The sequence below is a fragment of the Streptomyces sp. NBC_01217 genome (assembly GCF_035994185.1).
GTDB lineage: Bacteria > Actinomycetota > Actinomycetes > Streptomycetales > Streptomycetaceae > Streptomyces.
Window position 1 is genome coordinate 3,381,235 of the sequence record NZ_CP108538.1, and the last position, 25,119, is coordinate 3,406,353.

General features: G+C 67.7%; 25 protein-coding genes, 1 tRNA gene and 1 pseudogene. 10 read left to right on the plus strand and 17 right to left on the minus strand.

The window, feature by feature from the left end; translation table 11 throughout:
* Nucleotides 1-47 precede the first annotated feature (47 nt).
* The 5 genes from OG507_RS14875 (at nt 48) to OG507_RS14895 (ending at nt 4,132) form a co-directional block, all read left to right on the plus strand.
* Nucleotides 48-842, plus strand: a complete 795-nt coding sequence (locus tag OG507_RS14875) for an ABC transporter permease (RefSeq protein WP_327371974.1) — start codon at nt 48-50, stop codon at nt 840-842.
* Between the two features lies 1 nt (nt 843).
* Nucleotides 844-1,824 carry a glycine betaine ABC transporter substrate-binding protein gene (locus OG507_RS14880; RefSeq protein WP_327367680.1) on the plus strand — a complete coding sequence of 327 codons (981 nt, stop codon included), beginning with the start codon at nt 844-846 and terminating at the stop codon, nt 1,822-1,824.
* Between the two features lie 76 nt (nt 1,825-1,900).
* On the plus strand, nt 1,901-2,509 hold the full coding sequence (locus OG507_RS14885; protein ID WP_327367681.1) for an ArsR/SmtB family transcription factor: 609 nt from the start codon (nt 1,901-1,903) through the stop codon (nt 2,507-2,509).
* A gap of 23 nt (nt 2,510-2,532) precedes the next feature.
* On the plus strand, nt 2,533-2,730 hold the full coding sequence (locus tag OG507_RS14890; RefSeq protein ID WP_327367682.1) for a hypothetical protein: 198 nt from the start codon (nt 2,533-2,535) through the stop codon (nt 2,728-2,730).
* 58 nt (nt 2,731-2,788) lie between these two features.
* Nucleotides 2,789-4,132, plus strand: a complete 1,344-nt coding sequence (locus OG507_RS14895; protein WP_327371975.1) for an MFS transporter — start codon at nt 2,789-2,791, stop codon at nt 4,130-4,132.
* On the opposite strand, the gene OG507_RS14900 is transcribed toward OG507_RS14895, so the two are convergent.
* On the minus strand, nt 4,062-4,850 hold the full coding sequence (locus OG507_RS14900) for a S16 family serine protease (RefSeq protein ID WP_327367683.1): 789 nt from the start codon (nt 4,848-4,850) through the stop codon (nt 4,062-4,064). The two genes, OG507_RS14895 and OG507_RS14900, sit on opposite strands and share 71 nt — an antisense overlap.
* A gap of 217 nt (nt 4,851-5,067) precedes the next feature.
* Nucleotides 5,068-5,709 carry an IclR family transcriptional regulator gene (locus OG507_RS14905; RefSeq protein ID WP_327367684.1) on the minus strand — a complete coding sequence of 214 codons (642 nt, stop codon included), beginning with the start codon at nt 5,707-5,709 and terminating at the stop codon, nt 5,068-5,070.
* A 468-nt stretch (nt 5,710-6,177) separates the two neighbouring features.
* On the opposite strand from OG507_RS14905, the gene OG507_RS14910 reads away from it, so the two are divergent.
* Nucleotides 6,178-6,375 (plus strand): hypothetical protein, encoded by a 198-nt coding sequence (locus tag OG507_RS14910; RefSeq protein ID WP_327367685.1) that lies wholly within the window; start codon nt 6,178-6,180, stop codon nt 6,373-6,375.
* Nucleotides 6,376-6,734: 359 nt separating this feature from the next.
* On the opposite strand, the gene OG507_RS14915 is transcribed toward OG507_RS14910, so the two are convergent.
* The 4 genes from OG507_RS14915 to OG507_RS14930 form a co-directional block, all read right to left on the minus strand.
* The gene (locus OG507_RS14915; RefSeq protein WP_327367687.1) at nt 6,735-8,516 is read right to left on the minus strand and encodes a DEAD/DEAH box helicase; all 1,782 of its coding nucleotides are present in this window, start codon (nt 8,514-8,516) and stop codon (nt 6,735-6,737) included.
* 124 nt (nt 8,517-8,640) lie between these two features.
* Nucleotides 8,641-9,024, minus strand: a complete 384-nt coding sequence (locus tag OG507_RS14920; RefSeq protein ID WP_327367688.1) for a type II toxin-antitoxin system death-on-curing family toxin — start codon at nt 9,022-9,024, stop codon at nt 8,641-8,643.
* Nucleotides 9,024-9,221: an Arc family DNA-binding protein gene (locus OG507_RS14925; protein ID WP_327371976.1), complete on the minus strand. Its 198-nt coding sequence runs from the start codon at nt 9,219-9,221 to the stop codon at nt 9,024-9,026. The genes OG507_RS14920 and OG507_RS14925 overlap by 1 nt, the downstream gene beginning before the upstream one ends.
* 45 nt (nt 9,222-9,266) lie before the next feature.
* The gene (locus tag OG507_RS14930) at nt 9,267-10,727 is read right to left on the minus strand and encodes an MFS transporter (protein ID WP_327367689.1); all 1,461 of its coding nucleotides are present in this window, start codon (nt 10,725-10,727) and stop codon (nt 9,267-9,269) included.
* Between the two features lie 186 nt (nt 10,728-10,913).
* Between OG507_RS14930 and OG507_RS14935 the strand changes: the two genes are divergently transcribed.
* Nucleotides 10,914-10,988 (plus strand) — tRNA-Cys (locus tag OG507_RS14935).
* Between the two features lie 454 nt (nt 10,989-11,442).
* Here the strand turns inward: OG507_RS14935 and OG507_RS14940 are convergent.
* From OG507_RS14940 to OG507_RS14950, 3 genes are read right to left on the minus strand one after another with little or no spacing between them, the layout of a single operon-like run.
* A complete protein-coding gene (locus OG507_RS14940; RefSeq protein ID WP_327367690.1) occupies nt 11,443-12,195 on the minus strand; it encodes a hypothetical protein in 753 nt (250 codons plus the stop codon).
* Entirely contained in the window at nt 12,195-14,549 is a 2,355-nt protein-coding gene (locus OG507_RS14945) for a hypothetical protein (protein ID WP_327367691.1), read from the minus strand. Before OG507_RS14945 ends, OG507_RS14940 begins: the two co-directional genes overlap by 1 nt.
* A gap of 19 nt (nt 14,550-14,568) precedes the next feature.
* Complete coding sequence (locus OG507_RS14950) at nt 14,569-15,003, minus strand: hypothetical protein (protein ID WP_327367692.1); 435 nt, start codon at nt 15,001-15,003, stop codon at nt 14,569-14,571.
* A gap of 347 nt (nt 15,004-15,350) precedes the next feature.
* Here OG507_RS14950 and OG507_RS14955 point away from each other — a divergent pair, with 347 nt between their 5' ends.
* A complete protein-coding gene (locus tag OG507_RS14955) occupies nt 15,351-15,842 on the plus strand; it encodes a hypothetical protein (protein WP_327367693.1) in 492 nt (163 codons plus the stop codon).
* Between the two features lie 428 nt (nt 15,843-16,270).
* Here OG507_RS14955 and OG507_RS14960 read toward each other — a convergent pair whose 3' ends face one another.
* The 3 genes from OG507_RS14960 to OG507_RS14970 are packed head-to-tail and all read right to left on the minus strand — an operon-like array spanning nt 16,271 to nt 17,870.
* Nucleotides 16,271-16,840, minus strand: coding sequence for an AAA family ATPase (locus OG507_RS14960; protein ID WP_327367694.1), 570 nt, complete (start codon nt 16,838-16,840; stop codon nt 16,271-16,273).
* A gap of 8 nt (nt 16,841-16,848) precedes the next feature.
* Nucleotides 16,849-17,097, minus strand: coding sequence for a DUF397 domain-containing protein (locus OG507_RS14965; RefSeq protein WP_327367695.1), 249 nt, complete (start codon nt 17,095-17,097; stop codon nt 16,849-16,851).
* On the minus strand, nt 17,094-17,870 hold the full coding sequence (locus OG507_RS14970; RefSeq protein WP_327367696.1) for a helix-turn-helix domain-containing protein: 777 nt from the start codon (nt 17,868-17,870) through the stop codon (nt 17,094-17,096). The genes OG507_RS14965 and OG507_RS14970 overlap by 4 nt, the downstream gene beginning before the upstream one ends.
* A 123-nt stretch (nt 17,871-17,993) precedes the next feature.
* Here OG507_RS14970 and OG507_RS14975 point away from each other — a divergent pair, with 123 nt between their 5' ends.
* A complete protein-coding gene (locus OG507_RS14975; protein ID WP_327367697.1) occupies nt 17,994-18,401 on the plus strand; it encodes a hypothetical protein in 408 nt (135 codons plus the stop codon).
* A 109-nt stretch (nt 18,402-18,510) separates the two neighbouring features.
* Here the strand turns inward: OG507_RS14975 and OG507_RS14980 are convergent, their stop codons facing one another.
* The 3 genes from OG507_RS14980 to OG507_RS14990 are packed head-to-tail and all read right to left on the minus strand — an operon-like array spanning nt 18,511 to nt 21,833.
* The gene (locus OG507_RS14980; RefSeq protein WP_327367698.1) at nt 18,511-19,092 is read right to left on the minus strand and encodes a hypothetical protein; all 582 of its coding nucleotides are present in this window, start codon (nt 19,090-19,092) and stop codon (nt 18,511-18,513) included.
* Nucleotides 19,093-19,094: 2 nt separating this feature from the next.
* Nucleotides 19,095-21,362 carry a DUF6571 family protein gene (locus tag OG507_RS14985; protein WP_327367699.1) on the minus strand — a complete coding sequence of 756 codons (2,268 nt, stop codon included), beginning with the start codon at nt 21,360-21,362 and terminating at the stop codon, nt 19,095-19,097.
* A gap of 12 nt (nt 21,363-21,374) precedes the next feature.
* The gene (locus OG507_RS14990; RefSeq protein WP_327367700.1) at nt 21,375-21,833 is read right to left on the minus strand and encodes a hypothetical protein; all 459 of its coding nucleotides are present in this window, start codon (nt 21,831-21,833) and stop codon (nt 21,375-21,377) included.
* 115 nt (nt 21,834-21,948) lie between these two features.
* Here OG507_RS14990 and OG507_RS14995 point away from each other — a divergent pair.
* Nucleotides 21,949-22,192: pseudogene (locus OG507_RS14995) on the plus strand (hypothetical protein); the annotation flags it as partial.
* A gap of 43 nt (nt 22,193-22,235) precedes the next feature.
* Here the strand turns inward: OG507_RS14995 and mycP are convergent.
* Both mycP and OG507_RS15005 read right to left on the minus strand, forming a co-directional pair.
* Nucleotides 22,236-23,600 carry a type VII secretion-associated serine protease mycosin gene (gene mycP / locus OG507_RS15000; protein WP_327367701.1) on the minus strand — a complete coding sequence of 455 codons (1,365 nt, stop codon included), beginning with the start codon at nt 23,598-23,600 and terminating at the stop codon, nt 22,236-22,238.
* Between the two features lie 28 nt (nt 23,601-23,628).
* The gene (locus OG507_RS15005; protein WP_327367702.1) at nt 23,629-25,080 is read right to left on the minus strand and encodes a hypothetical protein; all 1,452 of its coding nucleotides are present in this window, start codon (nt 25,078-25,080) and stop codon (nt 23,629-23,631) included.
* Nucleotides 25,081-25,119 lie beyond the last annotated feature (39 nt).

Below are 25,119 nucleotides of genomic sequence, written 5' to 3' on the forward strand. Positions count from 1 at the left end.
CCGCGCCCTCCTCCGACAAGGACCGCCCGCCCGGCGAACACGACGTCATGGGGCATGCCTTCCGTGACGAGGAGGAGGAGCCTCCACCACCACCGGCGGGGCCGCAGCGCCGGATCACCTGGCGCAAGCTGGTGCTGCTGCCGGCGGCGCTCGCGGTCGTCCTGGCCGTCACGTATCTGTGGATCAGCAGCATCCAGCTCGACTCGATCGCGAGGAACTCTCTCACCGGCGGCAATGTGCAGCTGCGCTGGTGGCAGCATGTGAGGCTGACCGCGATCTCGACGTTCTGGGTGCTGATCATCGCCATCCCGCTGGGGATCGCGCTGACCCGGCGGCGGCTGCGCAAGGGCGCCCCGGTGGTCACGGCCGTCGCCAACATCGGCCAGGCGACCCCGGCGATCGGTCTGCTGGCTCTGCTGGTCATCTGGCTGGGCATCGGTCCGTCGACGGCGATCATCGGCATGGTGATCTACGCGGTGCTGCCGGTTTTCTCCAACACGGTGGCCGGTCTCAAGGCGATCGAACCGAGCCTGGTCGAGGCCTCGCGCGGCATCGGCATGTCGGCGACGGGGACGCTCACCAAGGTCGAACTCCCGCTCGCCGTCCCGCTGATCCTGGCCGGTGTGCGGACGGCGCTGGTGCTCAACGTCGGTACGGCGACCCTGGCCACCTTCGTCGGTGGCGGCGGCCTCGGGGACCTGATCACCTCTGGCATCCAGACCCAGCGGATGCCGGTGCTGGTGCTGGGTTCCGTACTGACGGTGGTGCTGGCACTGCTGGTGGACTGGCTGGCCTCGCTGGTCGAGGTGGCGCTGACGCCGCGCGGTCTGGAGGTGGGGTGAGATGGGCGCGCGCACGGTGCGCGCCGGGCTCACGGGCGCGGTGGCACTGGCGCTGGCGCTCTCGGGATGCGGGCTGAAGAGCGGCTCCCCGATGGCGGACACCGTGGTGCCGGGCTCCGTCGGCCTGGGGCAGCCGCTGGACGGTGCCTCGCTGACCGTCACCTCGAAGAACTTCAGCGAGAACATCATCCTGGGCCAGATGATCGGCCTGGTCTTCAAGGCCGCCGGTGCGGAGGTCCTGGACCGCACGAACCTGCCCGGTTCGATCAGCGCGCGCGAGGCGATCATCAAGGGCGACGCGGATGCGATGTACGAGTACACGGGCACCGCCTGGATCACCTATCTGGGTCATGCGAAGCCGATCGCCGACCCGCTGGAGCAGTGGAAGGCGGTACGCGACGAGGACCGGGACAACGGGGTGACGTGGCTGACGCCGTCCACCCTCAACAACACCTACGCGCTCGCCATCAGCAGGAGGAACAACGCGAAATACCGCCTGCGGACGCTCTCCGATGTCGCCGCGCTGGCGAGGAGGGATCCGTCGGCGGTGACGATCTGTGTGGAGAACGAGTTCGCCTCGCGCGACGACGGGCTGCCGGGGATGGAGAAGGCGTACGGGATGTCGGTCCCGGCCGCCAACATCAAGAAGATGGACGCCGGGATCATCTACACCCAGGTCTCGAAGTCCAACTCCTGCCTGCTGGGCGAGGTGTTCACCACGGACGGCCGGATCAAGGCCATGGACCTCGATGTGCTCGTGGACGACAAGCACTTCTTCCCCAACTACAACGCGGCGCCCGTCATCCACACCGCGACCTTCGACAAGTACCCGGCGATCGCGGGGCTGCTCGACCCGGTCAGCAGGAAGCTGACGACGGAGGTCGCGCAGGAGCTGAACGCCAAGGTGGACGTGGACGGGCAGGACCCGCACCAGGTGGCGAAGGACTGGCTGATCCAGGAGGGCTTCATCAGGAACGGATAGGCCCGCCGGGAAGTTGCAAAGAACTCGATGCAAAGAAGGTGTTGCAAAGGGAGCTTTGCAACTCTACAGTCGAGGCATGGACGCGAGAGAAAGCGCCGACGGCAACAAGCCCGCCGACGATCCGAAGCTGCTCAACATCGACGCCCGCGCACTGCGCGGGCTCGCCCACCCCCTGCGCATCCGACTGCTCAACACCCTCCGGGAGTTCGGCCCCGCCACCGCGTCCGGGCTCGCCGACCGGCTGGGCGAGTCCAGCGGAGCCACCAGCTATCACCTGCGCCAACTGGCCTCGTACGGCTTCGTGGAGGACGACCCGAAGCTCGGCAAGGGACGCGAGCGGTGGTGGCGGGCACTGCACTCCGGCTCCACCTTCGACCCGCGGATCATCCAGGACGCCGACCCCGAGGTCCGCGGCGCGATGAACTTCGTACTCCATGAGATCGCCACGACCCACGCCCAGGAGCTGAACACCTGGCTCGGCACGATGCACGACTGGTCCAGCGAGTGGAACGAGAGCTGGAACCTCAGCGACTTCAAGATCCGGCTCACGCCCGAGCTCTCCCGGGAGCTGGCCGACAGGATCCACGACCTGGTCAACAGCTATCGCGGACGGGTCCCAGAGGACGCCGAGGGCTCCGCCGTGGTCCGTACGCACCTGCACGTCTTCCCGCGTCCCAGCGCCTGAACCGACCGAAGGGATCCCTTGCCATGCACCCCGACACGCACCTGCAGCTGCACGCCCTCCGCTCAGCCGAACTGCAGCACCGGGCCGCCCGGTTCCGCCTCGTCCACCGCGCCCCGCGCAGGGATCTGCGGACCGAACTCGGCTGGATCATGGTCGAGTTGGGCCTGCGCCTGATGCCGGCCCGGCCCGCACTGCCGGCCCGTTCGCCTCGTACGGCCTAGAGCCGTGGACGGGGGGAAGAACACACGGAGCACCGCACGGGGCAGCACGTCCGCGGGCATTCGTGACCGCAGGCCGTTCGCGTCCGTGCTGGCAGCCAACTCGATCTCGACCATAGGAAGTTCGCTCACTCTCATCGGTGTCCCGTGGTTCGTTCTGGAGACCACGGGCAGCGCGGGACGAGCCGGCGTGGTCGCCTTCTGCGCGACCCTGCCGATCGTCGTCTCCGCACTGATCGGCGGGCCCGTCATCGACCGGATCGGCCGGCGCCGGGTCTCCGTCGCCTCCGACCTCGTCTGCGGCACGGCCGTCGCCGCCATACCCCTGCTGCACTACGCGGACGCGCTCGAATTCTGGATACTGTGCGCGCTGATGGCGGTCAGCGGACTCCTGCACACCCCGGGCAACACGGCGCGCTTCGTACTCGTACCCGATCTCGCCGATCACGCGGGCACCACCCTCGCCCGCGCCGCCAGCCTCTTCGACGCCGTCGCGCGCGGGTCCAGGATGGTCGGGGCGGCACTGGCGGGCGTACTGATCGCGCTGGTCGGCGCGGAGACCGTACTGCTGCTGGACGGCGCGACGTTCGTGACGTCGGCGCTGCTGGTCGCGACAGGGGTACGGGGGATACGCGCGGCCGAGCCCCGCAAGGACGTGGCGCCCGTCTCGATGCGGGCCTACCGCACCGAACTGCGCGAGGGATACGTCTACTTGCTGCGCAACCGGCTGCTGCTGGCGACCGTCGTGATGGTCCTCTTCATGAACGGCACCGACCAGGGCTGGAACGCCGTCCTGCTGCCGGTGCACGCCTCCGAGGAACTGGGCGGGGCCAGGGACATCGGGCTGCTCACCGCGCTGTTCGGCGCGGGCGGGCTGACCGGGGCGCTGCTGTACGGGGCGGTCGGACACCGCTTCTCGCGGTGGACCGTCTTCACGGTGTGCGTGGTGCTGTGCGGCGCGCCCAGGTACGCGGTCGCCGCGCTGACCGGGACGACGTTGCCGCTGGCCGTGACCATGGCCCTGAGCGGGGTCGCGGGCGGGGTGCTGAACCCGATCCTGACGACGGTGGCCTACAGAAGCGTGCCCGAGGAACTGCGCAGCAGGGTGTCCGGGGTCATCACGGCGGGCTGCGAACTGGCGATGCCGGTGGGCGGCCTCGCGGCCGGGCTGCTGGTGGAGAGTGCGGGCGCGAGGGGTGCGCTGCTGGCGATGGGCGGGGTGTACCTGCTGGCGACGCTGAGCCCGCTGGTGTTCCCGGTGTGGCGCACGCTGGACGGGGCGGAGGTGGAGTTCACTGCCGGCTCCGGGGACACGGCGGAGGAGGACGCCGAGGTCAGCAGCTCGGGACCTTGCGCCCCTGCTCCAGCGCCTGGAGCGAGGACACCGCGCTCTTCAGGGTCGTGACCGGGATCAGCCGGAGTCCCTCGGGGAGTTCGGCGCCCGCCTCCCGGCACTCGGCCTTCGGGACGAGGAAGACGCTCGCGCCGTCGCGCTTGGCCGCCTGAGTCTTCAGCGAGACCCCGCCGACTGCGCCGACCTCGCCGTTCGCCTGGATCGTGCCGGTGCCGGCGATGGTGCGGCCGCCGGTGAGATCGCCGCCCGAGCCGTCGCCGTCGAGCTTGTCGACGATGCCGAGCGCGAAGAACAGGCCCGCGCTGGGGCCGCCCACATCGGCGAGGTGCAGGGTTACGTCGACGGAGCCCTCGGGCTTGTCGAGGTAGTTCAGGGCGGCGTCGACGGCGGAGTTCTGCGACTTCCTCATGTCGTCGAGGTTGTGCTTCTCGATCTCCTTCTCGGACCCGCCGGTCGGGTAGACGGAGTCGCGGGGCAGGACCGCCCGGTCCGTACGGAACCAGCTGTCGATCACATCACCGATGCCGACGTCGGCGGTGGGCCCGGTCGCGACGATCGTCGTCATCCGCAGCTCGCCCCTGGTGGGGCGGGTGGGCGCGCCCTTGATGCTGATCACCGGGGTGCCGTGATCGCTCCCGAGCACGTTCGCGGTGGTGCCGGGCTGCGCGAGCGTGAACGGCAGCGGCGTGAATGCGGCCACGCCGAACAGGGCGAGGACGGGGAGGGCGCACAGGGTGAGGGTGCGGGGGCGCGAGAGACGAGTGAACACCCGCCCAATCTAGCCGCCGGGCCGGGGCACACCCCGCGAGACCCCGGCCCCGCGCACCCCGGCTTTGTCCTCGATCGCCGGACGGGCTCGAATCTGCCCGGGCCGACCACGTGGCCGGTTCCGTCCTCAAGCGCCGGACGGGCTTGTTCTGCCGGGGAGACCTTTCCGCGTCCGGCACCCTTCACAGCCCACGCCGGGCAACCCGGGCGCCCAGGGGTTACCTCAGCGCGTCCGCCACCTCGCGGGCAGCGTCCACCACGCGGGGGCCCACGCGTTCGGGTACGGCGTCGGCGAGCATCACCACGCCCACGCTGCCCTCGACCCCCGTCACCCCCACCAGCGCCGCCGCGGCCCCGCTCGCTCCGGCCTCCAGTTCGCCGTGGGTGAGGGTGAAGGCCGTCTCGCCCACCGGCTTCTGGCGGGCGGCGAGGATCGCCCGGCCCGCGGCGCCCCGGTCCAGCGGATGGCGGAAGCCGGCCCGGTAGGCCACGTGGTAGTCGGTCCAGGTCGGCTCGACGACCGCGACCGCCAGCGCGTCGCTGCCGTCCACCAGCGTGAGGTGGGCGGTGGCCCCGATGTCCTCGGCGAGCGACCGCAGCGCGGGCAGCGCGGCTTCCCGTACGAGGGGGTGCACCTGGCGGCCCAGGCGGAGCACGCCGAGGCCCACCCTGGCCCGGCCGCCCAAATCGCGGCGTACCAGGGCGTGTTGCTCCAGGGTGGCAAGCAGACGGTAGACCACGGTCCGGTTGACACCGAGTTTGTTGGACAACTCGGTGACGGTCAGGCCGTGGTCGGTGTCGGCGAGCAGTTTGAGGACCCGTAGTCCCCGGTCGAGCGTCTGGGAGGTCTCCGCGGTCACGACGCCCTCTCCTCTTTGGTGAGCGGCGGCGGCTGATTCCCACGGGATGTGTGCCACCGGTCCCAGCGGCGACGCACGGAGAGGCCGCCGGCCTGGCCAAGGCAACCGGCTGCGCTCCGCGGCGGCATTGCCACGGGGCGTGCATTTTTGGGGACAGTAGCGAGCCAGTCCGCTCAGCGGAAGACCTCGTCCAGAATCCGGGCGTCGGCGAAAGCGGAGTCGCGGCGCAGAACCATAAGCGCCGGTCAGCGCGGCGCCGGCCGAAACCTGGACGTCTACGCGCGTCCAGGTCGAAGGACGGTCCGGCGCCGCTCTGCACACCAGATGCGAACCGTCGTTAACTCACTGTGAACGACTGCTGAACATTTTTTTCCGTTCACGAGCACCTCGCAGGCCCTGATCGCCTTCGTCGCCGGGTCGCGGACGGTGCAGTCGAGGGCGAGAGTGCCGTCGAGTCCGATGACCCGGGTGACGTACGAGTCCGAGGTCTGCCTCCCGTCCGCGGTGCGGCCGGTCACCGCGACCGTCGCCACGGGGGCGAAGCCCCGGCCGGTCACCTGGACCACCGTGCCGACGGGCCCCTCGCAGGGCGAGAGCGCGAAGGACGGTCCGGCCGGGACGGTCTCGTCCTGGACGGTGAACGCCGCGTGGATCCAGCCACGGTGACCGTACCGGCGAGCGTTCCGCCGGCGTTGATCCGGAGCGTGGAACCGCTGATCCGTCCGCTGTCGCAGGCACTGCCGTCGGCGGCGCAGAGCGCGGCGGCGGCATGGTCCCGGTCGGCCGGTCGCCGCCGGAGAGGGCGATCGTCCCGCCGGGCTCGACCTTCGCCGCGTCCGCGCTGAGCGTCGCGCGGCCACGGTTCCGTGCGCGGCCACGGTTCCGTGCGTGGCCACGGCCAGCCGGCCCGCGGCGTTCGTCCGGTAGCGATACGCCCGGCAGCCGCACGCGATCCGCACGAACGACGCCGGCCCGGGACGAGGACCGCTGTCCCCGCCCCGGGCCGGCACTTCACAGGAGTCGGCTCACGTCATACGCGTGGCCCACTCCTGCACCTTCTTGATCCGCTGCTGAATCTGCCCGGCCGTGGCCTCCGCACTCGGCGGCCCGCCGCACGCCCGCCGCAGCTCGGTGTGGATCACTCCGTGCGGCTTGCCGCTCTGATGCGTGTAAGCCGACACCATCGTGTTGAGCTGCTTGCGCAGTCCGAGCAGCTGCTTGTGCGTGACCACCGGCCGCGACTCGGCCGGCTTCTCCAGCAGATCGGCGTCCTCGGCCGGCTTCTGGCGGCTGTGCGCGATCTGCCGGGTCTGCCGCTTCTGGAGCAGCAACTGCACCTGGTCGGGTTCCAGGAGCCCCGGAATGCCCAGGTAGTCCTGCTCCTCCTCGCTCCCGGGGTGTGCCTGCATGCCGAATTCGGCACCGTCGTACAGCACCCGGTCGAAGACCGCGTCGGATTCGAGGGCCTCGAAGGGCAGCTGCTCCTCGGTCTCCTCGTCCTCCAGCTTCTCGGCGTCGGCGAGGAGCTTGTCCTCCTCCGAGAACGGGTTCTCCTCGTCGCTGCCCTTCTTGGGCTTGTCGAGGACGTGGTCCCGCTCGACCTCCATCTCGTTGGCGAAGTCGAGGAGCATCGGAATGGTCGGTACGAAGACGGAAGCGGTCTCGCCGCGCCTGCGCGAGCGCACGAAACGCCCGACGGCCTGGGCGAAGAAGAGCGGCGTGGAGATGGTGGTGGCGTACACGCCCACAGCCAGACGCGGCACGTCGACGCCCTCCGACACCATGCGGACCGCGACCATCCAGCGCGAACCGTCCTCGCTGAACCGGTCGATGTTCTTCGAGGCGGCCTTCTCGTCGGAGAGGACGACGGTCGCCTTCTCACCGGTCACCCGCTTGAGGATCTTGGCGTACTCGCGGGCCGACTCCTGGTCGGTGGCGATGACGAGCCCACCGGCGTCGGGGATGCCCTTGCGGACCTCGGTGAGACGGGTGTCCGCGGCCTTCAGCACATTGGGGATCCACTCCCCGGTGGGCGACAGGGCGGTGCGCCAGGCCTGCCCGATGGCGTCCTTGGTCATCGGCTCGCCGAGCCGGGCGGCGATCTCGTCACCGGCCTTGGTGCGCCAGCGCATGTTGCCGCTGTAGCTGAGGAAGATCACGGGCCGGACGACGCCGTCGGCAAGCGCGTTGCCGTAGCCGTAGGTGTAGTCGGCCGAGGAACGCCGGATGCCGTCGTTGCCCTCCTCGTACACGACGAAGGGGATCGGGTTGGTGTCGGACCGGAACGGCGTACCGGTGAGCGCGAGCCGCCGGGTGGCCGGGTCGAACGCCTCCTGGCACGCCTCGCCCCAGGACTTCGAGTCACCGGCGTGGTGGATCTCGTCGAGGATCACAAGGGTCTTGCGCTGCTCGCACCGGTTGCGGTGCAGCATCGGCCGGACGCCGACGCCCGCGTAGGTGACCGCGACGCCGTGGTACTCCTTGCTCAGCGGACCCGCGCTGTAGTCGGGGTCGAGCTTGATCCCTATCCGGGCCGCTGCCTCGGCCCACTGCTTCTTGAGGTGCTCGGTCGGCGCGACGACGGTGATCTGCTGCACGACGTGGTGGTGCAGCAGCCATGACGCGAGGGTCAGCGCGAAGGTGGTCTTCCCTGCGCCGGGCGTGGCGACCGCGAGGAAGTCGCGCGGCTGCTCCTGGATGTACTTCTCCATGGCGCCCTGCTGCCAGGCTCGCAGCTTGCCGGCCGTGCCCCAGGGGGCGCGGCCGGGGAAGGCGGGTGAGAGGTGGTGGGAGGCGGTAGTAGTCACGGTCTCCGGTTCGGGTCTCTCGGGTACGTGGGGCGCTGTCCGTAGGACAACCGGGCCACCCTACCGGCGCGCCGCGCGGAACCTCGTACGAACGGACCGAGGCTCCGCGCGAGTGCGACTCAGCTCACACGCCCGCGTGCAGGGAACGCAGGCGCCGAGCGATGTGCCCGACGTCGTCGAGACTGCCCATCGCCACTTCGATGACGAGCTTGTACGACTCGTCCTGATCGACGTCGACCATGTCCGAACCGTTGAAGTCGAGGAACACGACTGTGCACATCCAGGCCATGCGCTTGTTCCCGTCCACCAAGGGGTGGTTCACGGCAAGCGACTGAAGCAGTGCGGCAGCCTTCTCGAAGACATCCGAGTACGCCTCGATGCCGAACATCTGGGACTGGGGGCGGTGAACCGCCGAGCTGAGCAGCCCCAGATCGCGGACCGCGACCTGCTGCCCCCCACAGGCGAGCTCCGCCAGGTCCAGGACCTCCTGGACCGTCAAGTACTTCACTACTCCCCAAGCCTCCGAAGCAGGTCGGCGTGACGCACCGCGTACTTCGCCCCGAGCCTGCGGACCTCGTGCCGGTCCGTCTCCTGTTCCAGGTACCGATCAATCGCCTGAAGCACTATGGCGTGCATGCTCCGCCCCTCCTCTTCCGCGCGGAGCTTGAGCGCCTCTTGCTGGTCGTCACGCAGACGCAGATTCATAGCCATACCAAAAAAGTACCACCACTGGGGCCATCCTGGTACCAACTAACGCTGTCGCACCCGCCCCGCCACCCACGCCCCCACCAGCGCAACCCCCGCCATCGGCAGGAACACCACCGCGAACGCCACCGGATGGGAACCGGCGCCCCCCGCCTCCGCCGCCCCGTGCACGGCCCCCACCGCGCCGCCGCCGAGCGCCGCGAAGGCCGCCCCGCCCGCGGCCAGCAGCAGGACGTTGGACAGCCCGTCGGAGATCTGGAGCGCGGCCGAGTTCGCCCCCGCCTCCTCCGGCGCCGACAGCTTCAGCAGCAGCACGCTCGTCGAAGCGATCACCATGCCCATGCCGAAGCACCCGAAGGCCCAGGCCACGGCCACGGTCCAGACCGGCACCGAGTCGATCAGCACCGACGGCGCGGCCGCGATCGCCGCGGCGACGAGCACCATGCCGCCCACCATCAGACGCTCCCGGTACGGCTCCAGGCGCGGCCGGGACTGCACGTACGAACCGAGCGCCCAGGTCCCGCCCCCGGCCGCCAGCGAGAGCCCGGCCAAGGTCGGGCTCAGCCCGCGCTGGGTCACCAGCATCAGCGGTACGAACGACTCGGCGGCGATGAACGACCCGGCCGCCACCCCGCGCAGCAGCACCACCGAGGGCAGCCCGCGCGCCGCCCGGCCGGTCCCCGCGGGCAGCAGCCCACGCACGGCGGGGACGAGCAGAGCGAGTCCCGCGACAGCCGGCACCAGCGCAATCCAGCTCCGCTCCTGCCCGGCGTACTGGAGCAGCCCCGCCCCCAGCGAGATCCCGAGCGCGAGCAGGATGCGGCGCCGGTCGTACGGCTCGACGGGCGCCGCGGGATCGGCCGGCCCCGACGCCCGGCGCCGGATCGCGGGCAGCGCGAGCGCCAGCGGGAACACCACCAGCACGGGGATGCCGGTGAAGACCCACCGCCACCCCAGGTGCTCGGTCACGCTCCCGGCGGCGAGCGGCCCGACCACCGACGGGATCACCCAGCTCGCGGCGAACGCGGCCATGATCGACGGCCGCAGCCGCTCCGGGTAGGCCCGGCTGATCACCACGTACAACGCCACGATCACCAGCCCGCCGCCAAGCCCCTGGACGGCCCGCCCGGCGATGAACATCCACATGCCGCCCGCCGTACCCGACAGCAGCAGCCCGGCCCCGAACGCGCTGATCCCGGTGGCCAGCGGCTCCAGCGGCCCACGCCGGTCAGCCCACTGCCCGGACAGCACCATGGCGAACAGACTGGTGGTGAAGTACGCCGAGAACGCGAACGCGTAGAGCGGGATCCCGTGCAGCTCCTGGGCGGCGACCGGCATCGCGGTCCCCACGGCGGTCGCCTCGAAGGCGATCAGGAACACGACGGAGACGATGCGGACGCTGAGCGCCCTGTAACTCCGCCCGAGAACCCCTCCGGACTCGGTGGACGGGACCGGTATCGCCGCTTCGACGCCGACACCGGTGTCTCGTGGTTCCAGGGCACTCATGAGCCCAAGAGTAAGGGGCAAGATCTCCTTTGGCCCCTGTCGCGGGACGGTCCACCGCTGGTCCGTTGGTCGTAGGACCGCGGATCGAATCGTGAACGCGGTATGGCAGTCGCATTGCACCCCGCCCCGCGCCCTTGAGCGACGACCACACCCGGCCCTACGGTCGAACCACAACGAGGAACACACGGCCGTGTGCCCGAGTGGTTGAGGGACTCGCCTGCAAAGCGAGTTACGCCGGTTCGATTCCGGTCACGGCCTCCAGCCGCCAAGCCCGCCCAGCAGGCGCCACATGCGCACCGGGCGGGCTTCGGCATTTCTTCAGGAACAGTTCCGGTCCTTCAGCGCGGACGGCACGAAACCGTTGATGAATCCCTTGAGCGCTTTACGACACCCGCCGACCTCCTCGTATACGGGCGCGGATTCGCGGAGCCCGACAAGGACGGCACACTTTGCACCGCCCTTCGGCCCGGCGCCCTTCCCCAGCCTGAGGTACCAGTGCGCGTCGGCGAAGGGGCTCGGTCCACGCCTCGGCCTCCCTCGCCGGCCGCCCTGGCCAGATCCCTGACCCCACGACGGGCGGAGACGTTCGGATCCCCCTCCCCCATCGCGTCGATCACCGTACCCACGATCTGCTCACCCAGAAACTGATGACAGCGGGCGAGATCCTTGGGCACATCTGGTTCACCTCAAAAACCATTGCCGTGACATCACGCAACTAAGCCGAAGCCTTTGGGGACGGAGGGGTACTCATGCCTTTCTTGAACGGCCTCAATACGGGCTTCTCCGGCAGGCCGCCGTTGTTTTCGCATTGGAGTTCCTTCGCCACGGCAAGCGACGCGCGGTGGATGATTTCCAGATTGGCATCACGCAATTCGCGCGTGTCAGGCGCCCTCTTGTTCCCGCGCCCGAAACCCCCCGCGATGCGCAACGGGGTCTCCTCCGACCCCTTCAGGTGAGGACTGACACACTCGAAATAGAGCCCCGCATTGCCGCGTCCGACCTCGGACAGCTTCCCCATGGGATAATAGTCAATGTCGGCGGAGGGGCGGATGTCTCTCACATCCTGAGGGGCATACATGGAGAAACTCAGCCCCCCAACGTCCCCCTGCTTGCCCCCTTTCGGATCCAATACGCACAGCTTGTCACCACCAGCCCAACTATGGCCGGACGCATACCCCTCCTTGAGCGCCTCGACGACATCCTGCATCCCATGGGCCCCTGATCTGCCGAACACCGTGGCGTCCGTAACAGACTCGACCTTCTTCGCCATCGGCCCCGCGAACAACCCATCACAGACCTCCTCCGCCCCGACATACAAAGGCCCCTCGGGCTCCTCGGGCCTGTCCGAAATACACCCCGCCGCCCCGACACCGAAAACCAGCACAAACACTGCTATCGAGAGCGCGCTTCCCCCACGCACAGACTTTCCGACCTTCATTCTCGCGTTTCCTGCCTCTTCAGTGTGCATCAGTCGGTTTCCGGGGCGCTGCCCTGTTGATTCTCGCGGTCATTCCCTGTGGCATAACCGATCCTCATCGACTCCAGCATGTCCTGACGGAACCCTCTGTCCTCAGCAGTGGTGTGCCGGTCCAGGAACTGCTCCATCGGAGCCTCCGCCATGGCCTCACCCGAGGAGTAAATCTTGTCCCGCTCCTCGTCGGTGAGTTCCTCGACCTTCTCCTTGTGTTTGTCCACAGAGTTGTCCGAAACATCCCCGATGACCTGACCAACGGCCTGCTCCACCGCGCCGATGCCCGTGTCGGTCGCCAGCGGAATGAGTACGGCGGCCGTGCCCACCGCAGCGGTTGCCGGAAGGAAGGCAACGCCGGCTGCAATGCCTGTCGCGGCGCCGAATTCCACCCAGCTCGACCGTTTGGCAACCGCCTTCTCATAGTCTTCGTGCGTCTTCATATTCGTGGCCTCGACCTGGTCCGCACGGGACTGGTCGAGCATGCCCTGGACCTCGGCACCAACGTGCACCGTCGACCGGGCTGCCCCCTGGTCGAACTTTCCGTCCGGACCGACCAAAGACTCCAACAGACTGGTTGAGTACACCTGCTCCGCCTTGGACAGCGTGGCGTACGCGTCCGGATGCTGTCCCAGGGTGCTGAGGAATTTGCGCACGGGATCCCGGCCGTTCCTCTCATCCGACTCCGAGAAGTCGAGGTGTCCGTCCGGGTTCTTGCTCGGCGCGAAGATGCTGTCCGGGTGATTCTTGTCCAGCGACCAGTTGATGTCGTCGATGTACCCGGCGCCCATGGTGCCGAGGCTGTCCGCCAGGGCCTCCTGATGCTTCAGCAGTCCGGCGTCTGCGCCGTACTTCTCCATCACCTGGCGCATGACCTCCGCGTTGTCCGCATCCCGCACCACACTCGCGTCCGGATGACCGTACGGGTAACCGAGGGTTGCGGACTCCAGGGCGTGTCCAAGAGCATCCGGCATGAAGTCAGCCGTCCCCTTCGCCCCCTCCTGGGCCCCGCTTTCGGCATCCGGGAAGGACTCCCACTTCTCGTTCGCGAAGAAGTCGAGGTACTTCTCGACAGGGTTGCCGTGCTCGTCCTTGCCCAGGTCCGCCTGCGCGCCCTTCTTGACCGTGCCGTCCTCGTTGTAGGCCGTCGGATCATCAGTGAAGAAGTGCTTGGCCGCGTCCGGGCTGTTTCCGAGCGCCTCCAGCATGGCGATGGCCGGGTCGTAGCCGGCGCCGTTGATGCCGGAGGGGTTGAACGGATTCGTGAGCAGACCGTTCAGCACCCTGGTCCCGGCGAACATGCCCGGGTCCTTCTGGTGCAACTGGGCCACATGCTCGGCGATCGGGTTCAGAAACTTCGCGTCGTAGTTCCCGTAGCGCATGATGCCGCCGAGCAGTTGGTAGCCATATGCGGCGTCGTAGCCGTAACGCCCCGCCCCAACTGGGACGCGCTCCGTACCCAGCTTGCGCAGCTCCGGCCCCCACTCGGCGGTGAAGTCCTTGTCGTGGGACGCGGTGGCCAGGTTGAGTCCCAGGTTCTTCTGGAGGGCCTGGACGTCCTTGAGCCGCTCCTTGTCGACCTTTCCGTGCTCGTACGTATCCGTCGAGAGCTGACCGAAGAACGCGAGCGACTTCTCCGGGCCGAGCTTCTCGTAGAAGCCCTTCGCGAAATCGGGCGAATTGCCATTGTCGTGAAGCAATTCATTGAGCGCCCGCAGCTCGGTGTGTGTGATATCGCGGCCCTTGGTGGCGAGTGCCGCGGCGCGGGCCGCCTCCTCCTGGTCCAGGTTTTCGTACTTCGGCGCACTGAAGTCGCGGCGCCCGGTGACGTTGGCCTCAAGGGCGTTCTTGAAGGCGGCGTCGGTATCGTTGCAGTTGTCAACGATGAGGTCGATCTTCTTCTGCCAGGCCTCGATCGTCTTCTTCTGCTGGCCCAGAATTTCGAAGTAGTCGGGATCCTGGTTCGGCGAGATGCCGGATTCTTCTATCGGGTGCCGTGCCGTGACCTTGCCCTTGGCGTCGACATGGATACCGGCCGCGGGCCCCTCGTCGTCCCTGATACCGATCAGGTCGTCCTTGGCCTTCTTGATGGCCGTGTGAGCGTCTTCAAGGATCCGCTTGACGCCCTTGGCCTCGGCCGCGGCATCCTTGAACTCCTTGGCCGTCTTGCCGATGAACCCCTTGGTGACGCCCGCGTTGACGCCCTCCCACTCGGCCTTGTCCGCCTTGGCCTTCATGCCGTCCTGAGCGTCCTCGGCCAGCCGGTCCAGCTTGGCGACCATTTCCGACCAGTCATCGGCCGCCGTCTTCAGCTTGGTCACAGGCGCGTCGACGATGTCCTCGAACTTCAGCATGTACTGGTTCCCCCGCGTACTACTTCAGATACTCGTTGAGCTTGGAAACAGAGAGCAGATCGCCACCGATCTGGACATCGTCCTTCGCATGGGCGGATTTCGTGTAGTCGAGATGGTTCGAGATCTGCGAACAGGCGTCGAGCAGGGTATGCAGATGCGTGTTCCACCGGTCGTGGACCTTCAGAAGTGCGGATCCACTCTCGAAGCTGCCGTTGGTGAGCGCGATCGCCGCATCGAAAGTCGAAGGCCGGGCGTGGTCGCCGTCCTTGGACAGCCGGGTACGCAGGTCGTAGGCATCATGTCCGATTGCACCGAGGTCGTCCCGATTGACAGCCAGGTCCGGGGCAGCGGGGCCGCTCTGCCCTCCACTGCCACCACCGGTGCTGTTGAGTCGCATATCGACCCGTTGCACCGATTCCGCCCGAAGCGCCGCCCATTCCGCGTCGAACGTCACGTTTTCCCCCGTATCCACATCCCTGGCGCTGCCGAAGCCTCGGCTCCGCATTCATCAACCACCCACGCTATCCAGTCGGATCCGCCCGCGGGAGCCGGGGGTCGGAGCCGGGGCCGAAAATGAGCGACAGCCTCTTCTCCACACCCCCGGCACCATCTCGGCTCGCCCGGTGGCAAATTGGGACTGCACATTCGCGTGGAAGGAGGGCCCGAGATGCCCGCAGCAGTGCCGTTGCCAATCGAAATCCGCCCCCCGGAACGCCGATTCCCGGCCCGTCCGAAGAAGCCGACGCTCACCACCACCACCGGGGCGGGGATCTGACGATGGGGCGCCTCCGGGACACATACATGGGCACCAAGCACCCAGCCAGTGACGTCGCACCGCTTCCCGCCCTGGAAGTCCGGGCCACACTGCTCGCGCTCAACGGCACAGACGTGCCGTTCGCCGTGCGCAACGCCCGCCCTGAGGAAAAGGCCGATCTGGTCGCGGAGTGGCGGATCCTGCTGCCTGCCGTGGGTTCCGCCTCCTCCCGCATACAGCTGGAGCGGACCCTCAAGATCCGCATGCGTCTGGTCCACACGAAGCGCGAGGTGCGGAGCCTCGACGAGCAGTGGGAGAAGACGCGGATCGGGGATCCATCAGGGCCTGCCGTATCGCGCAAGTACGGTCGCGGCCCGGCGCCCACGGTCTCCAAGGAGTGGACGTACGAGCGAGGGCCCGACGGCCACCGGCGCAAGGTCGAGACGTTCGGCTTCGACTCGCAGGAGATGAAGAATCCCCTGCGGAACGCGGTCCTCAACGCGGGATGGACCTGGCGCGGAGTGCTGTTCAAGCTCTGACCGGTCTTCCGCCGGCGCCGCGCGCCGGAACACCGCTGCATGACAAAAGAGCCGCCCGGCCGCTGACACACCAGGCATCCTCGGATGGGAGGGGACCTACCAAATCACCGGAGGTACGGTCAGGCTCGGCTTACTGGTCATCTCAATGCTTGTCGCGATGCTCGCCCTGGCTGTGGCTTGGACGACCATCGGAATCCACGCCCTCCTGCTCGGCCGCATGCCGGGTCGCCGGCTTCAGCGACATGTCCGACAGCCCAGGCTCTGGGGAGCGGGTGCGCTGCTCATGGTGCTCAGCTTGTACGCCCACTCGCCCTCACTTCTCGCCATCGGCATCGGCCTCGTCGCGTTGGGGCATGTGGTGAAACCAACGCGTTGAATCATTCCGTGCGCGCCGATACTCAGTCCGCCTGGGCTGCCGCACAGATACTTCAGCACAGCTCCGCCGCATCCATCACCCGTGCCCGGTCGAGCCCCGCGAGCACCGCGTCGACCGTCTGCTCCACACTCTGCCCGGTCGTATCGAGCCAGAGCCCGATCCGCGGCGTCTCCTCCCGGAGCACCCGGTCCAGCGACTCCACCGTCCACCCGGCCCCGTAGCCGCTCTTGCCCCGCCCGGCCTCCCGTTCGGCAACGGCTCGCGGCTCGGGGGCGAGCACGACCACGTACAGCGGCCGGGTCCGCACGCGTTCGACGTACGCGGCCAACTCCTCCCCCAGCACCACGTCCTGCATCACGACGGTCCACCCCCCGCCCGCGTACGCGTCGGCCGTCATCGCCGACAGCCGGTACCGGAGCCGGAGTTGGGCGAGAGCCTCCTCGTACGCCCCCGGCACCATCTCGGCCCGTCCGGACACCACCATCCGCCGGAAGACGTCCCCACGCACATGAACGGCCCGCGGCAGCCGCTCGGCGAGGCCCTGGGCAACGGTGGACTTCCCCGAGGCCATCACGCCGGTGATGACGACAACGGCGGGGCCGGGGTCAGCAGTTCGCGACACGCTCACGGTCAGCCCTCGATGGCATGTGCCAGGAAGGCGGTCCAGGCGGCGGAGGCGACGGCGAAGGTGGGGCCGTCGGTGACCTTGGAGTCGCGAACGTGGACGGCGTGAGGGCAAGCGGCCACCTCGACGCATGCCTCGCCCTCGTTATTGCTGTAGCTGGACTTGCGCCAGTCGTAGGCGACTTCGATACAGGCGCCGCCCTCGTTGTTGCTGTAGCTGGACTTGAACCAGGAGAGCTCGGGCCCGGTGGTCACAGTTGTCTCGCCTTCGTTTCGATGATCTCCGCCGACTTCCAGGGGGTGAGCGCCTGGGCCCGCAGGATTCCGAAGAGGTCGAACGTATCGCCCACCTGCTCCGGCCTGGAGATCAACCTATCGCCGCCCTGGCTCTCCGCGAACACCAGATTGCGGCCTTCCGCCGTGCACATCAACTGCATTGGCCCGTTCAATCCCGCGTGCGTGTGCTGATCCGCAGGCATCACCTGCACCGTGAGGTGGTTCATCCGCCCCATGCAATCCAGCAGATGCAACAGCTGCTCCTTCAGCACCGCAGCGCCGCCGAGCGTCCGGTCCAGGACCGACTCCTCGATGACGAGCCCCACGTGTGGCGGAGGCGTACGCATCAGCACCGCCTGCCGTTCCAGCCGCGCCTCGACGTGCCGGACGACCTCGTCCTCGGTGTAGGCGGGTTTGCGTGACCGGTACAGGGCGTACGCGTACGCCTCCGTCTGAAGCAGCCCCGGAATCAGCATCGTCTCGTACGCGCTGATGACCCGCGCCTTCCGTTCCAGCCGCGCCCAGTCCAGGAACTTCGCCGGGTACTTCTCCTCGTCGATCAGCTCGATGCACGCCTTCAGCGCACCCCCCGCGACGAAGACCCGGTCCGCGTCGGCCAGTAACTCCAGCGTCGGGATGCGCTCCGCCCGCTCGGCCGCACCCATCAGCGACTCGGAGATCAACAGCCTGTCCGCAGCGTCCTTCTGCGTGAGCGCCGCCCGTACCCGGTGGATACGGATCAGTTCGCCCACAAGCCTCCGCACCTGTGACGGCTCACCACTCGTCCCCACAGTCACCACCACCCTCACTACATCCCCTCGATGTGGACCGCGTCCTCCTGGTCACGCTACGCAGCCATCGGAATCCTTGGGGTCATGACGAGCAAGGAACTCCCCGAATGGGTACCCGCCACCGGGCACCAACTCCACCTGACCGGCATCCACTTCGACGCGATCCGACTGCGGGGCATACGGGGCGAGGCGGTGCTGCACCACCTCGGAACTTTCACCGAGGGCGAACCGGGCCCGGTCGTACGGGAGCTGGCGGGCGGAAGGTGGATGTACTTCCTGATCCCGCCCGGGTCGAGCAAGGAGTACGACTGGCCGCCGGGCGCCAGATGCTTCGGGCCGGCCGCCAGGGACCAGTACGTGGGAATCCCCGCATCGACCGGCAACACGTACCCACTGAGTTGGCGGTGCGGGGCGCCGCAGCAAGGGGAGTTTGTGGACGCGGAGTTGCTGTACGGGTTGGTGATGGCTCAGTTGGCCCCGGAGGAGGGGTGAGACGGGCGCGGAGAGGACCGCACGACCGAATCGGCAGACGTACTGTCGGCCGAACCACCGGCGCAGATCGCTCCAGCTCGCCTGATCGCGCGAAGTCCCGTTCGCGCTTCTAGGCTGTGCAGTCGTACTGCTCGGTGAGGTTGTCGATGCCCTCCAGGAGGATGGTGCGGCTTTTGGAGATCAGAGCTGCCGTGTCCCAGTTCTCCTTGACCAGGACGCCCGGGGCGATCTTCAGAGTCACGGTGACGTGAGGGGCGCTGGTTCCCATGGGTCTGGCGCAGGAGGCGGGGAGCTGGACTTCGCTCTGGCGCGGCCCGATCCAGCCGGACTGCCCGCCGCCGACCGGGGTTGCGTCCTTGGCGGGCTTGTTGAGGGTGTCGGTCGGCCGCACGTCGAGGGTGTACTGAAGCCGGTCCGCCGCGTCCCCTTCGGGGTCCCGGTTGACGAAGCAGATGGTGGAGAAGACCGGGTCCGACGCCTTGGACGCGGATCCGTCCGCCGTCTCCTCGTCGACGGTGAGGCGGCCTCCGTTGCCGTCGTTCAGGAGACCCGCGGTCTTTTTGGTGAGCATGCCCAGGCACAGATTGCGTGCGCGCAGGTCCTTCAGCGGACTGGGCCACAGCTGGACGGCGGCCACGACGGCCGCCGCGACCACGAGTGCGGCTGGCAGGATCAGGTACTTCCGGTTCATCGCTACGGCTGGCCCATCTTCATGTCGGCGTCCTTGATGCCGCTCTGGTACCACTGCTGGGCAGTCGGCTGAAGGCCGTCCTCGTACTCGCCGGGGCTCACGTCCAGTTCCGACTCCTTGATCCCCTTTGCCATCGCTGTCCCCCGCAGCATGGCGTACATCTGACGCTCGCCGTTGTCGTAGTGGTTGATCATGTTGTTGCGGGTTTCGGCATCGACCTTGGCGTTCAGCTCGTTCATGTATGCGGCCGTGCCGACGTCGACCGTGCGCTGGATGGCGTCGCCAGCGATAGGGATGGCTGTCAGGGGCGCGCCGATGATGTGGTAGTTCATCATCTTGTTCCAGCCGTTCGCGTCCTTCTGCGCCTGGCCGAGGTCGTAGATGATGTCGCCTCGCACACCGTCGATGTGGCCCAGTACCGCCGCGGACTGCTTGATCCAGGCACGCAGCTCGGGGTCCTCCTTCCGGTACGAGTCCGCCGGGAAGCGGTCGAGCCCGTCGGCGATGACCGTGCTCTGCGCATTGTGGATGACGCCGAAGGCGTTCGGGTCCTCGGCCGTGGACCGGATGATCCGGGTGAGGGCACCCCGATCGATGTCGAGGTTGTTGAAGTCGGTGGGCCCGTCCATGCTCTTGCCAAGTATCTGGTGCACGTCGGAGGCGTAGTCGGCGATCATGTCGCCCATGGGCACGCGCATGGGGAGGGGGACGGCGCTCTGGTCCTTCTTCGTCGCCTCGGCGTACTCGTCCATCACCCGCTCGAAGATCGCTGTCTGCGCACCGTCGTGGTGGGCGGGAATGGGGTGCAGAGGGGTACCCGGCGCCCGGCCGGTCGCCGCCGCCTCCAGCGCTGCCCCGAACTCGGCGCGAGCCGAGGTGTACTGGGACTCGGGCGGCATCTTGTTCTCGACGTCTCCGCCGGGCCAGTGCCGGTCTTCCATGAAGTACTTCAGATTGTCCGTGGTGTTCGGGTCGAAGTAGTGGGTGGAGGCGGACGGGTTGCGGCTCATCGCGTTCAGCAGGCCCTTCATCGGGTCCTCCTGCGTCCCCTGCCAGTTCTTCATGACGCCGTCGTACGCGTCCTTGTCGTTGGTCTCCCACTCGCGGATGGAGTCGCCGACCTCGGTCAGGAAGGCTGCGCTGTAGACCGGGTCGTCCTTGTCCTTGCTCCAGGGGGAGGACCCCTTGACGTTCGGGTCGTACGTCGAGTCTCCGGCGTCGGCGGCCATCAGGTGAGTGAGGGCGTTCCAGCCCGCAGCCCCGCCTTTGAGCGCCCCGGGGTGCCGGTCGGGCAGGCCGTTGCCGTCGCGGGCCATGGCGACGAGTCGGTCGGTCCAGGCGGAGGTGACGCCGCCGGGCGACCCGATCGGGGAGTCGGGGCCGGTGGCGGTGGCGGTGGCGGTGGCGGTGGCGGTGGCGGTGGCGAGGCTACCGGACAGGGCTTTGTAGAGGCGGGCATCGGTGGCGGAGACCTGGCCGTCGCGGCCACCGCCCTCCAGGCCGCCGGCGAGCAGCAGCAGCGCCTCCTGGTCCTCGCGGCCGTTGTAGCTGAGGTTCTGCATGAGCTCGGCGGAGAACGCCGGCGAGTCCTGCCCGCCCTCGACGAGCGTGAGAAGCCGCTCGCGCTCCTTGCCGTCGAGGTAGTCCCACCGGGCGTAGAGCTTGGCAGCCTCGCGACCGTTCTCCGCCTGCTGCTTCTCCTCGGCACGCATCTTCTTGGCGTCGGCGACACCGCCGAGGTCCGTGCTGCCGAAGTCGTTGGGGTGGTTCCGGATCAGCGCCCGCAGACCCCAGGCACAGAGCTCATCGACCTCGTTGGCGCGCTGCAGGATGCCTTCGAGCTTGCTGCGCAGTGCGTCGAACTGCGCTTCGGTGGCGATGGGTTCAGTGCTGTCCTTGGACCTGTGGTCGGGGTGGACGCGGTGACTGAGGACGCCGTTGGGGTAGATGGTGATGCCCGGCGGCGGGTTCTCGTAGGTGTCCTTGAGGTCGTCCTGGGCGAACTTGAGAAGGGCGTGGGCGTCCTTCAGGAGGTCGCGTACGGACTCGGCCTCGGTGACGGCGTCGCTGAACTCCTTCGCGGTCTTGGTGACGAACTCCTTGGTGACGGTGGCGTTCTCGCCCTTCCAGGTGGACTTGTCGGCCTTGGTCTTCATGGCCGACGCATCGGTCTGGAGGGCCGTCAGCTTGCCGATCATCTCGGTCCACTGGGTGGCGGCGGTGTCGAGCGGGCCGAGTCTGGCGTTGAGGAGCTGCTCGAAGGTGGGCATGGCGGCAGCTCCTTACCGAAAGTACTTGTCGATCTTGGAGGCGGAAACGGACGCATCGGCCCCGGGGGCGACGGGCCCGACGATGCGCATCTGTGCCTCGATCCATTCGTCATCGGCCTTGCTTGAGGCCTTCGTGTAGTCGAGGTGGTTGGAGATGTGCGCGCACGCCTGGAGGAGGGTCTTCACCTGCGTCTCCCAGGTGCGGTTCACCTCGGCGAGCGCCGCGCCGGTTTCGAAGCCGTCGCCCTTCAGGCTCGTGCCGGCGGTCTCGCTCGCCGCGTTCGCGTGCTTGCCGCCCGGTTCGAGGCCGTTGAAAAGCCCATAGGCGGCGTGGCCGATACCCCCTAGCTCGTCGTCCGCGACCACGTAGTCGGCCGATCCCTTCGCCGGCGTCGAACCGCCGGTGCTGCCGGCCTGGTTCAGCCTCATGGCGACGGCCTTCTCCGCGGCCCACTCGTCTTCGAACGACATCGTCCACAACCCCGTGTTCCTGAACAGAAAGTTGCCCCGCACGCCACGCTACCCATGTGATCAAACGATCCGCGACAGGCGATCAATCATATGTACGGGTTCTTCATGGGCCGCCCAACTGCGCTACGGCCTCGCGCTGGACGAATGCCTCCCGATCGCCACCGGGATCACCGAAGGAGCCTGCCGCCCCCTGGTCAAAGACCGGCGCGACATCACCGGCGCACGCTGGCCTCTCCCGCGCCGAGGCGGTCCTGAAACTCCGCGCCCTGCGCAGCAACGGCGACTTCGACGTCTACTGGGTCCGGCACGAGAAGCAGGAGCTCACCCGCAGCCACCAGGCCCGCCACCTCCACACCTGATCGGCAGAACCCTCATTGGATCTGCACCCAAATGAGAACGACTTCAGTTGCGCGACCCATCGCCGTGCGGAGGGGGCGCGTAGGCGGGGTGCGTGGGCTGCTGCTGCGGCTGGGGTTGCTGGTAGGGGTACGGGTACGGAGGTTGGTGCGGGTACGCGGGCGGGGCTGCTGCGGTGGCCTTGCGGCGGCGGGAGCGGATGGCCAGGGCTGCGGCCACTACGCCGATGAGTGCGACTGCGCCGATACCCAGGCCGATCCACAGACCTGTGTTGCTGCTGTCGTCGTCGTACGCCGGTGCTGCGGCAGCGGGCTTGTCGGCGTCCTCCGAGCCTCCGGTCGCCTTGGAGGGCTTGGCCGAGGGGCTGGGGGTCTCGGCCGCCGCCAGATCGGGGAGCGGGTACACGTCGGCCGGGCCGGGGTCGCCCGGGGTCTTCAGGGCGATGCGGGGGCGGACCGCGCCGTACCCGACGTAGTCGTTGCGCTTCGCACCGCTGGTCGGTCCGCCTGCCGTGTTCAACATGACGCGGAGGACCTGGTTGTTGGTCCAGTCGGGATGCTTGGACCAGATGAGGGCGGCGGAGGCGGAAGCGATGGCGGTGGCATCGCTGGTTCCGCTCGTCTTGCACAACTGGGTTCCACCTGTGCAGGGGTGGACCATGTCGATTCCGGGAGCCGAGAGGTCCACTTGCGCACCATGCTGAGATTCTTCGGTCTTCTTGGCGTTCCTGCCAAGCGCCCCGACGCCGACAACACCGGGAGTTGCTGCTGGATACTCCAGCCCATTCCCCTTATCCCCAGCATTTCCCACTGCAGCAAAAATGAGCGACCCTTTTTCGATCGCATATTTCACTGCATCCGAAATCTCCCGTGAGCCAATTTCGTCACCTTGCGAGATATTGATAACCTTGGCACCATTGTCCACTGCGAAATGGATACCTGCAGACACATCCTCGCTAAAATTCACACTCCCCGTGGCGCCATTTACCCTTCCAGTGTCGTCCCTTAGACGAATTGGCAGGATTTTTGCTCCCGGAGCGAGCCCGAATGCACCATCACCTCCGCCCGACTTTCCCGTTCCTGCGATCAGGCCAGCCATGGCCGTTCCGTGGGAGTCATAGTCGACCCGTTCGTCACCGGGCGATCCAGGCGCCAGATCCAGCCCCTTGAGCACCTGTCCAAGAAGGTCAGGATTTGTGGCATCCACACCGGTGTCGATGACTGCAACCGTCACATTTTTCCCGGTACTTGACTCCCACATCTGCTCAGCCTTCATGGTGTCCAGGTGCCACTGCCTTGAACGCACAGAATCTGCAGATGCAGGGACCGCTCCAACCAGTAGCAGCCCCAAAGCGGCGGACGCCACAGTTCCGAAGCGAGAAACTCTCGCGCGGCTACTACTGGTATACATGCAATCCCTTTCAATGAATTCGAGCCATTCAGTCGATCACTGGGGGCACTACACGCCGCCCGTTGGGCTGCCAGGTCTCCTCATCCTCTGTGAGGTAATCCGGCCTCTCTTCCCGCTCATTACGACGGGAATCACCCTGGCGCTGCGGAGTAACTGCGCCCGCCCGTCCTGCCGGTCCCCCAGCACCCACCCCCTCAGTTCCCCGCACCAAACCGGTGCCGCCTGGAGTGAAGGGGCGAGCGCTCGCGCGTCCAAACTGCTGTGAGCGGCCACCCACCACTCCACCGGTCTCACCCGCCAGACGTCGACCGCCGACAATGCCGCTTTGACCGCCACCGATGCCGCCCGCACCCATACCGTGCCCCATTGGCGCACGGCCGGATTGGGTTCCCTCGCCCCCGATCACGGTGCCGCGAGGAAGGCCACCCGTCGGCCGACCGGAAGTCTGCGGAGCCGGACGGCCACCAACAATGCCGTCACCGCCTGCTGGTCGGCCGAGCGGCCCGATGCCCGGACCTACCCTGCCGGCCGAGGTCACTGGCTGGCGCACACCTCCCGGATTCCTGCCGCCGCCAGTCGTCGCCGGTGGCGAGACGGGGCTCGTGCTGACGATGGGAGGAACTGCCCCAAGTGCAGGAGTACCAGTGCGGTCGGCCGTTCCTCCGCTGGGCACAGCCGGGGGAGTCACCGGCGTCACCGCTGACGTATCCGGCAACACAGCAACGCTGTCTATGTCCATACCTACCGGTCGCGACACCGCATGAACTGCCGATGAGGGCGTGCTTGCCGTCCCGGACTGGGTTACTGCTCCGCCTTCCGGCTCAGGACCGCGCACAGACGCAGTGGCACGGCCCACATGACCCTCTGCAGCGCCGGATGCTCCTCCATCCCGTTGCAGATGCTCTCCACTTCCCGCCCTGTCTCCGGCACCGTCCGGCGCGATCACCTCCGGCATGGCCGGAAATACCGGCTTCTCCAGAGACGCCATCTGCAACGACGAGAAGCTGTACGTCTGCGACAGCCTCCGCATCTGCGCGGCCGCATCTGCGCGGTTCCTCTGCCCGGACTCGATCAGCGTCTCTGCGGACTTCTTCTCCACTGCCGACGCGTCCGGGTCGTTCCGTGCGGCGAGAGCTGCCTCCAGCTTCGCCTGCGCGCCCGCTTCCGTCCTAGGGATCGATGTCTGCGCCGATGCAATCGCATTCGACGCCTCACCGAGCCACTTCGAGACGCCCTCGCTGTAGTCCCCAAGGCGCAGCGTCGCGTTGGCCAGGTCCGCGCTCCATGTGCGGAAGGCGTCGGCTCCTTTGCCCTTCCACTCCACCCATTGCGGACGGACCTTCAAGTCCTCGGCGATCTTGCGGATCTCGGAGGCCGCGCTCACCAGACGGTCCGCCGCGGCCTGGATCTCGCCGCTGTTGGCGTGGTCCAGCCAGTCCAGCATCTCCTCGTGAGTCTTTTTGTCGAAATCCGTACCCATGACGCCGTCCCTCTTTCCCCGTCCCCGTCAATCGCGTGC

Bases quoted from the DNA above. Each gene is read 5' to 3' on its own strand.
- OG507_RS14875 (WP_327371974.1), top strand. From the start codon at position 48: ATGGGGCATGCCTTCCGTGACGAGGAGGAGGAGCCTCCACCACCACCG.
- OG507_RS14880 (WP_327367680.1), top strand. From the start codon at position 844: ATGGGCGCGCGCACGGTGCGCGCCGGGCTCACGGGCGCGGTGGCACTG.
- OG507_RS14885 (WP_327367681.1), top strand. From the start codon at position 1,901: ATGGACGCGAGAGAAAGCGCCGACGGCAACAAGCCCGCCGACGATCCG.
- OG507_RS14890 (WP_327367682.1), top strand. From the start codon at position 2,533: ATGCACCCCGACACGCACCTGCAGCTGCACGCCCTCCGCTCAGCCGAA.
- OG507_RS14925 (WP_327371976.1), bottom strand. From the start codon at position 9,221: ATGAATCTGCGTCTGCGTGACGACCAGCAAGAGGCGCTCAAGCTCCGC.
- OG507_RS14930 (WP_327367689.1), bottom strand. From the start codon at position 10,727: ATGAGTGCCCTGGAACCACGAGACACCGGTGTCGGCGTCGAAGCGGCG.
- OG507_RS14940 (WP_327367690.1), bottom strand. From the start codon at position 12,195: ATGCACACTGAAGAGGCAGGAAACGCGAGAATGAAGGTCGGAAAGTCT.
- OG507_RS14945 (WP_327367691.1), bottom strand. From the start codon at position 14,549: ATGCTGAAGTTCGAGGACATCGTCGACGCGCCTGTGACCAAGCTGAAG.
- OG507_RS14955 (WP_327367693.1), top strand. From the start codon at position 15,351: ATGGGCACCAAGCACCCAGCCAGTGACGTCGCACCGCTTCCCGCCCTG.
- OG507_RS14975 (WP_327367697.1), top strand. From the start codon at position 17,994: ATGACGAGCAAGGAACTCCCCGAATGGGTACCCGCCACCGGGCACCAA.
- OG507_RS14980 (WP_327367698.1), bottom strand. From the start codon at position 19,092: ATGAACCGGAAGTACCTGATCCTGCCAGCCGCACTCGTGGTCGCGGCG.
- OG507_RS14985 (WP_327367699.1), bottom strand. From the start codon at position 21,362: ATGCCCACCTTCGAGCAGCTCCTCAACGCCAGACTCGGCCCGCTCGAC.
- OG507_RS14990 (WP_327367700.1), bottom strand. From the start codon at position 21,833: ATGTCGTTCGAAGACGAGTGGGCCGCGGAGAAGGCCGTCGCCATGAGG.
- mycP (WP_327367701.1), bottom strand. From the start codon at position 23,600: ATGTATACCAGTAGTAGCCGCGCGAGAGTTTCTCGCTTCGGAACTGTG.
- OG507_RS15005 (WP_327367702.1), bottom strand. From the start codon at position 25,080: ATGGGTACGGATTTCGACAAAAAGACTCACGAGGAGATGCTGGACTGG.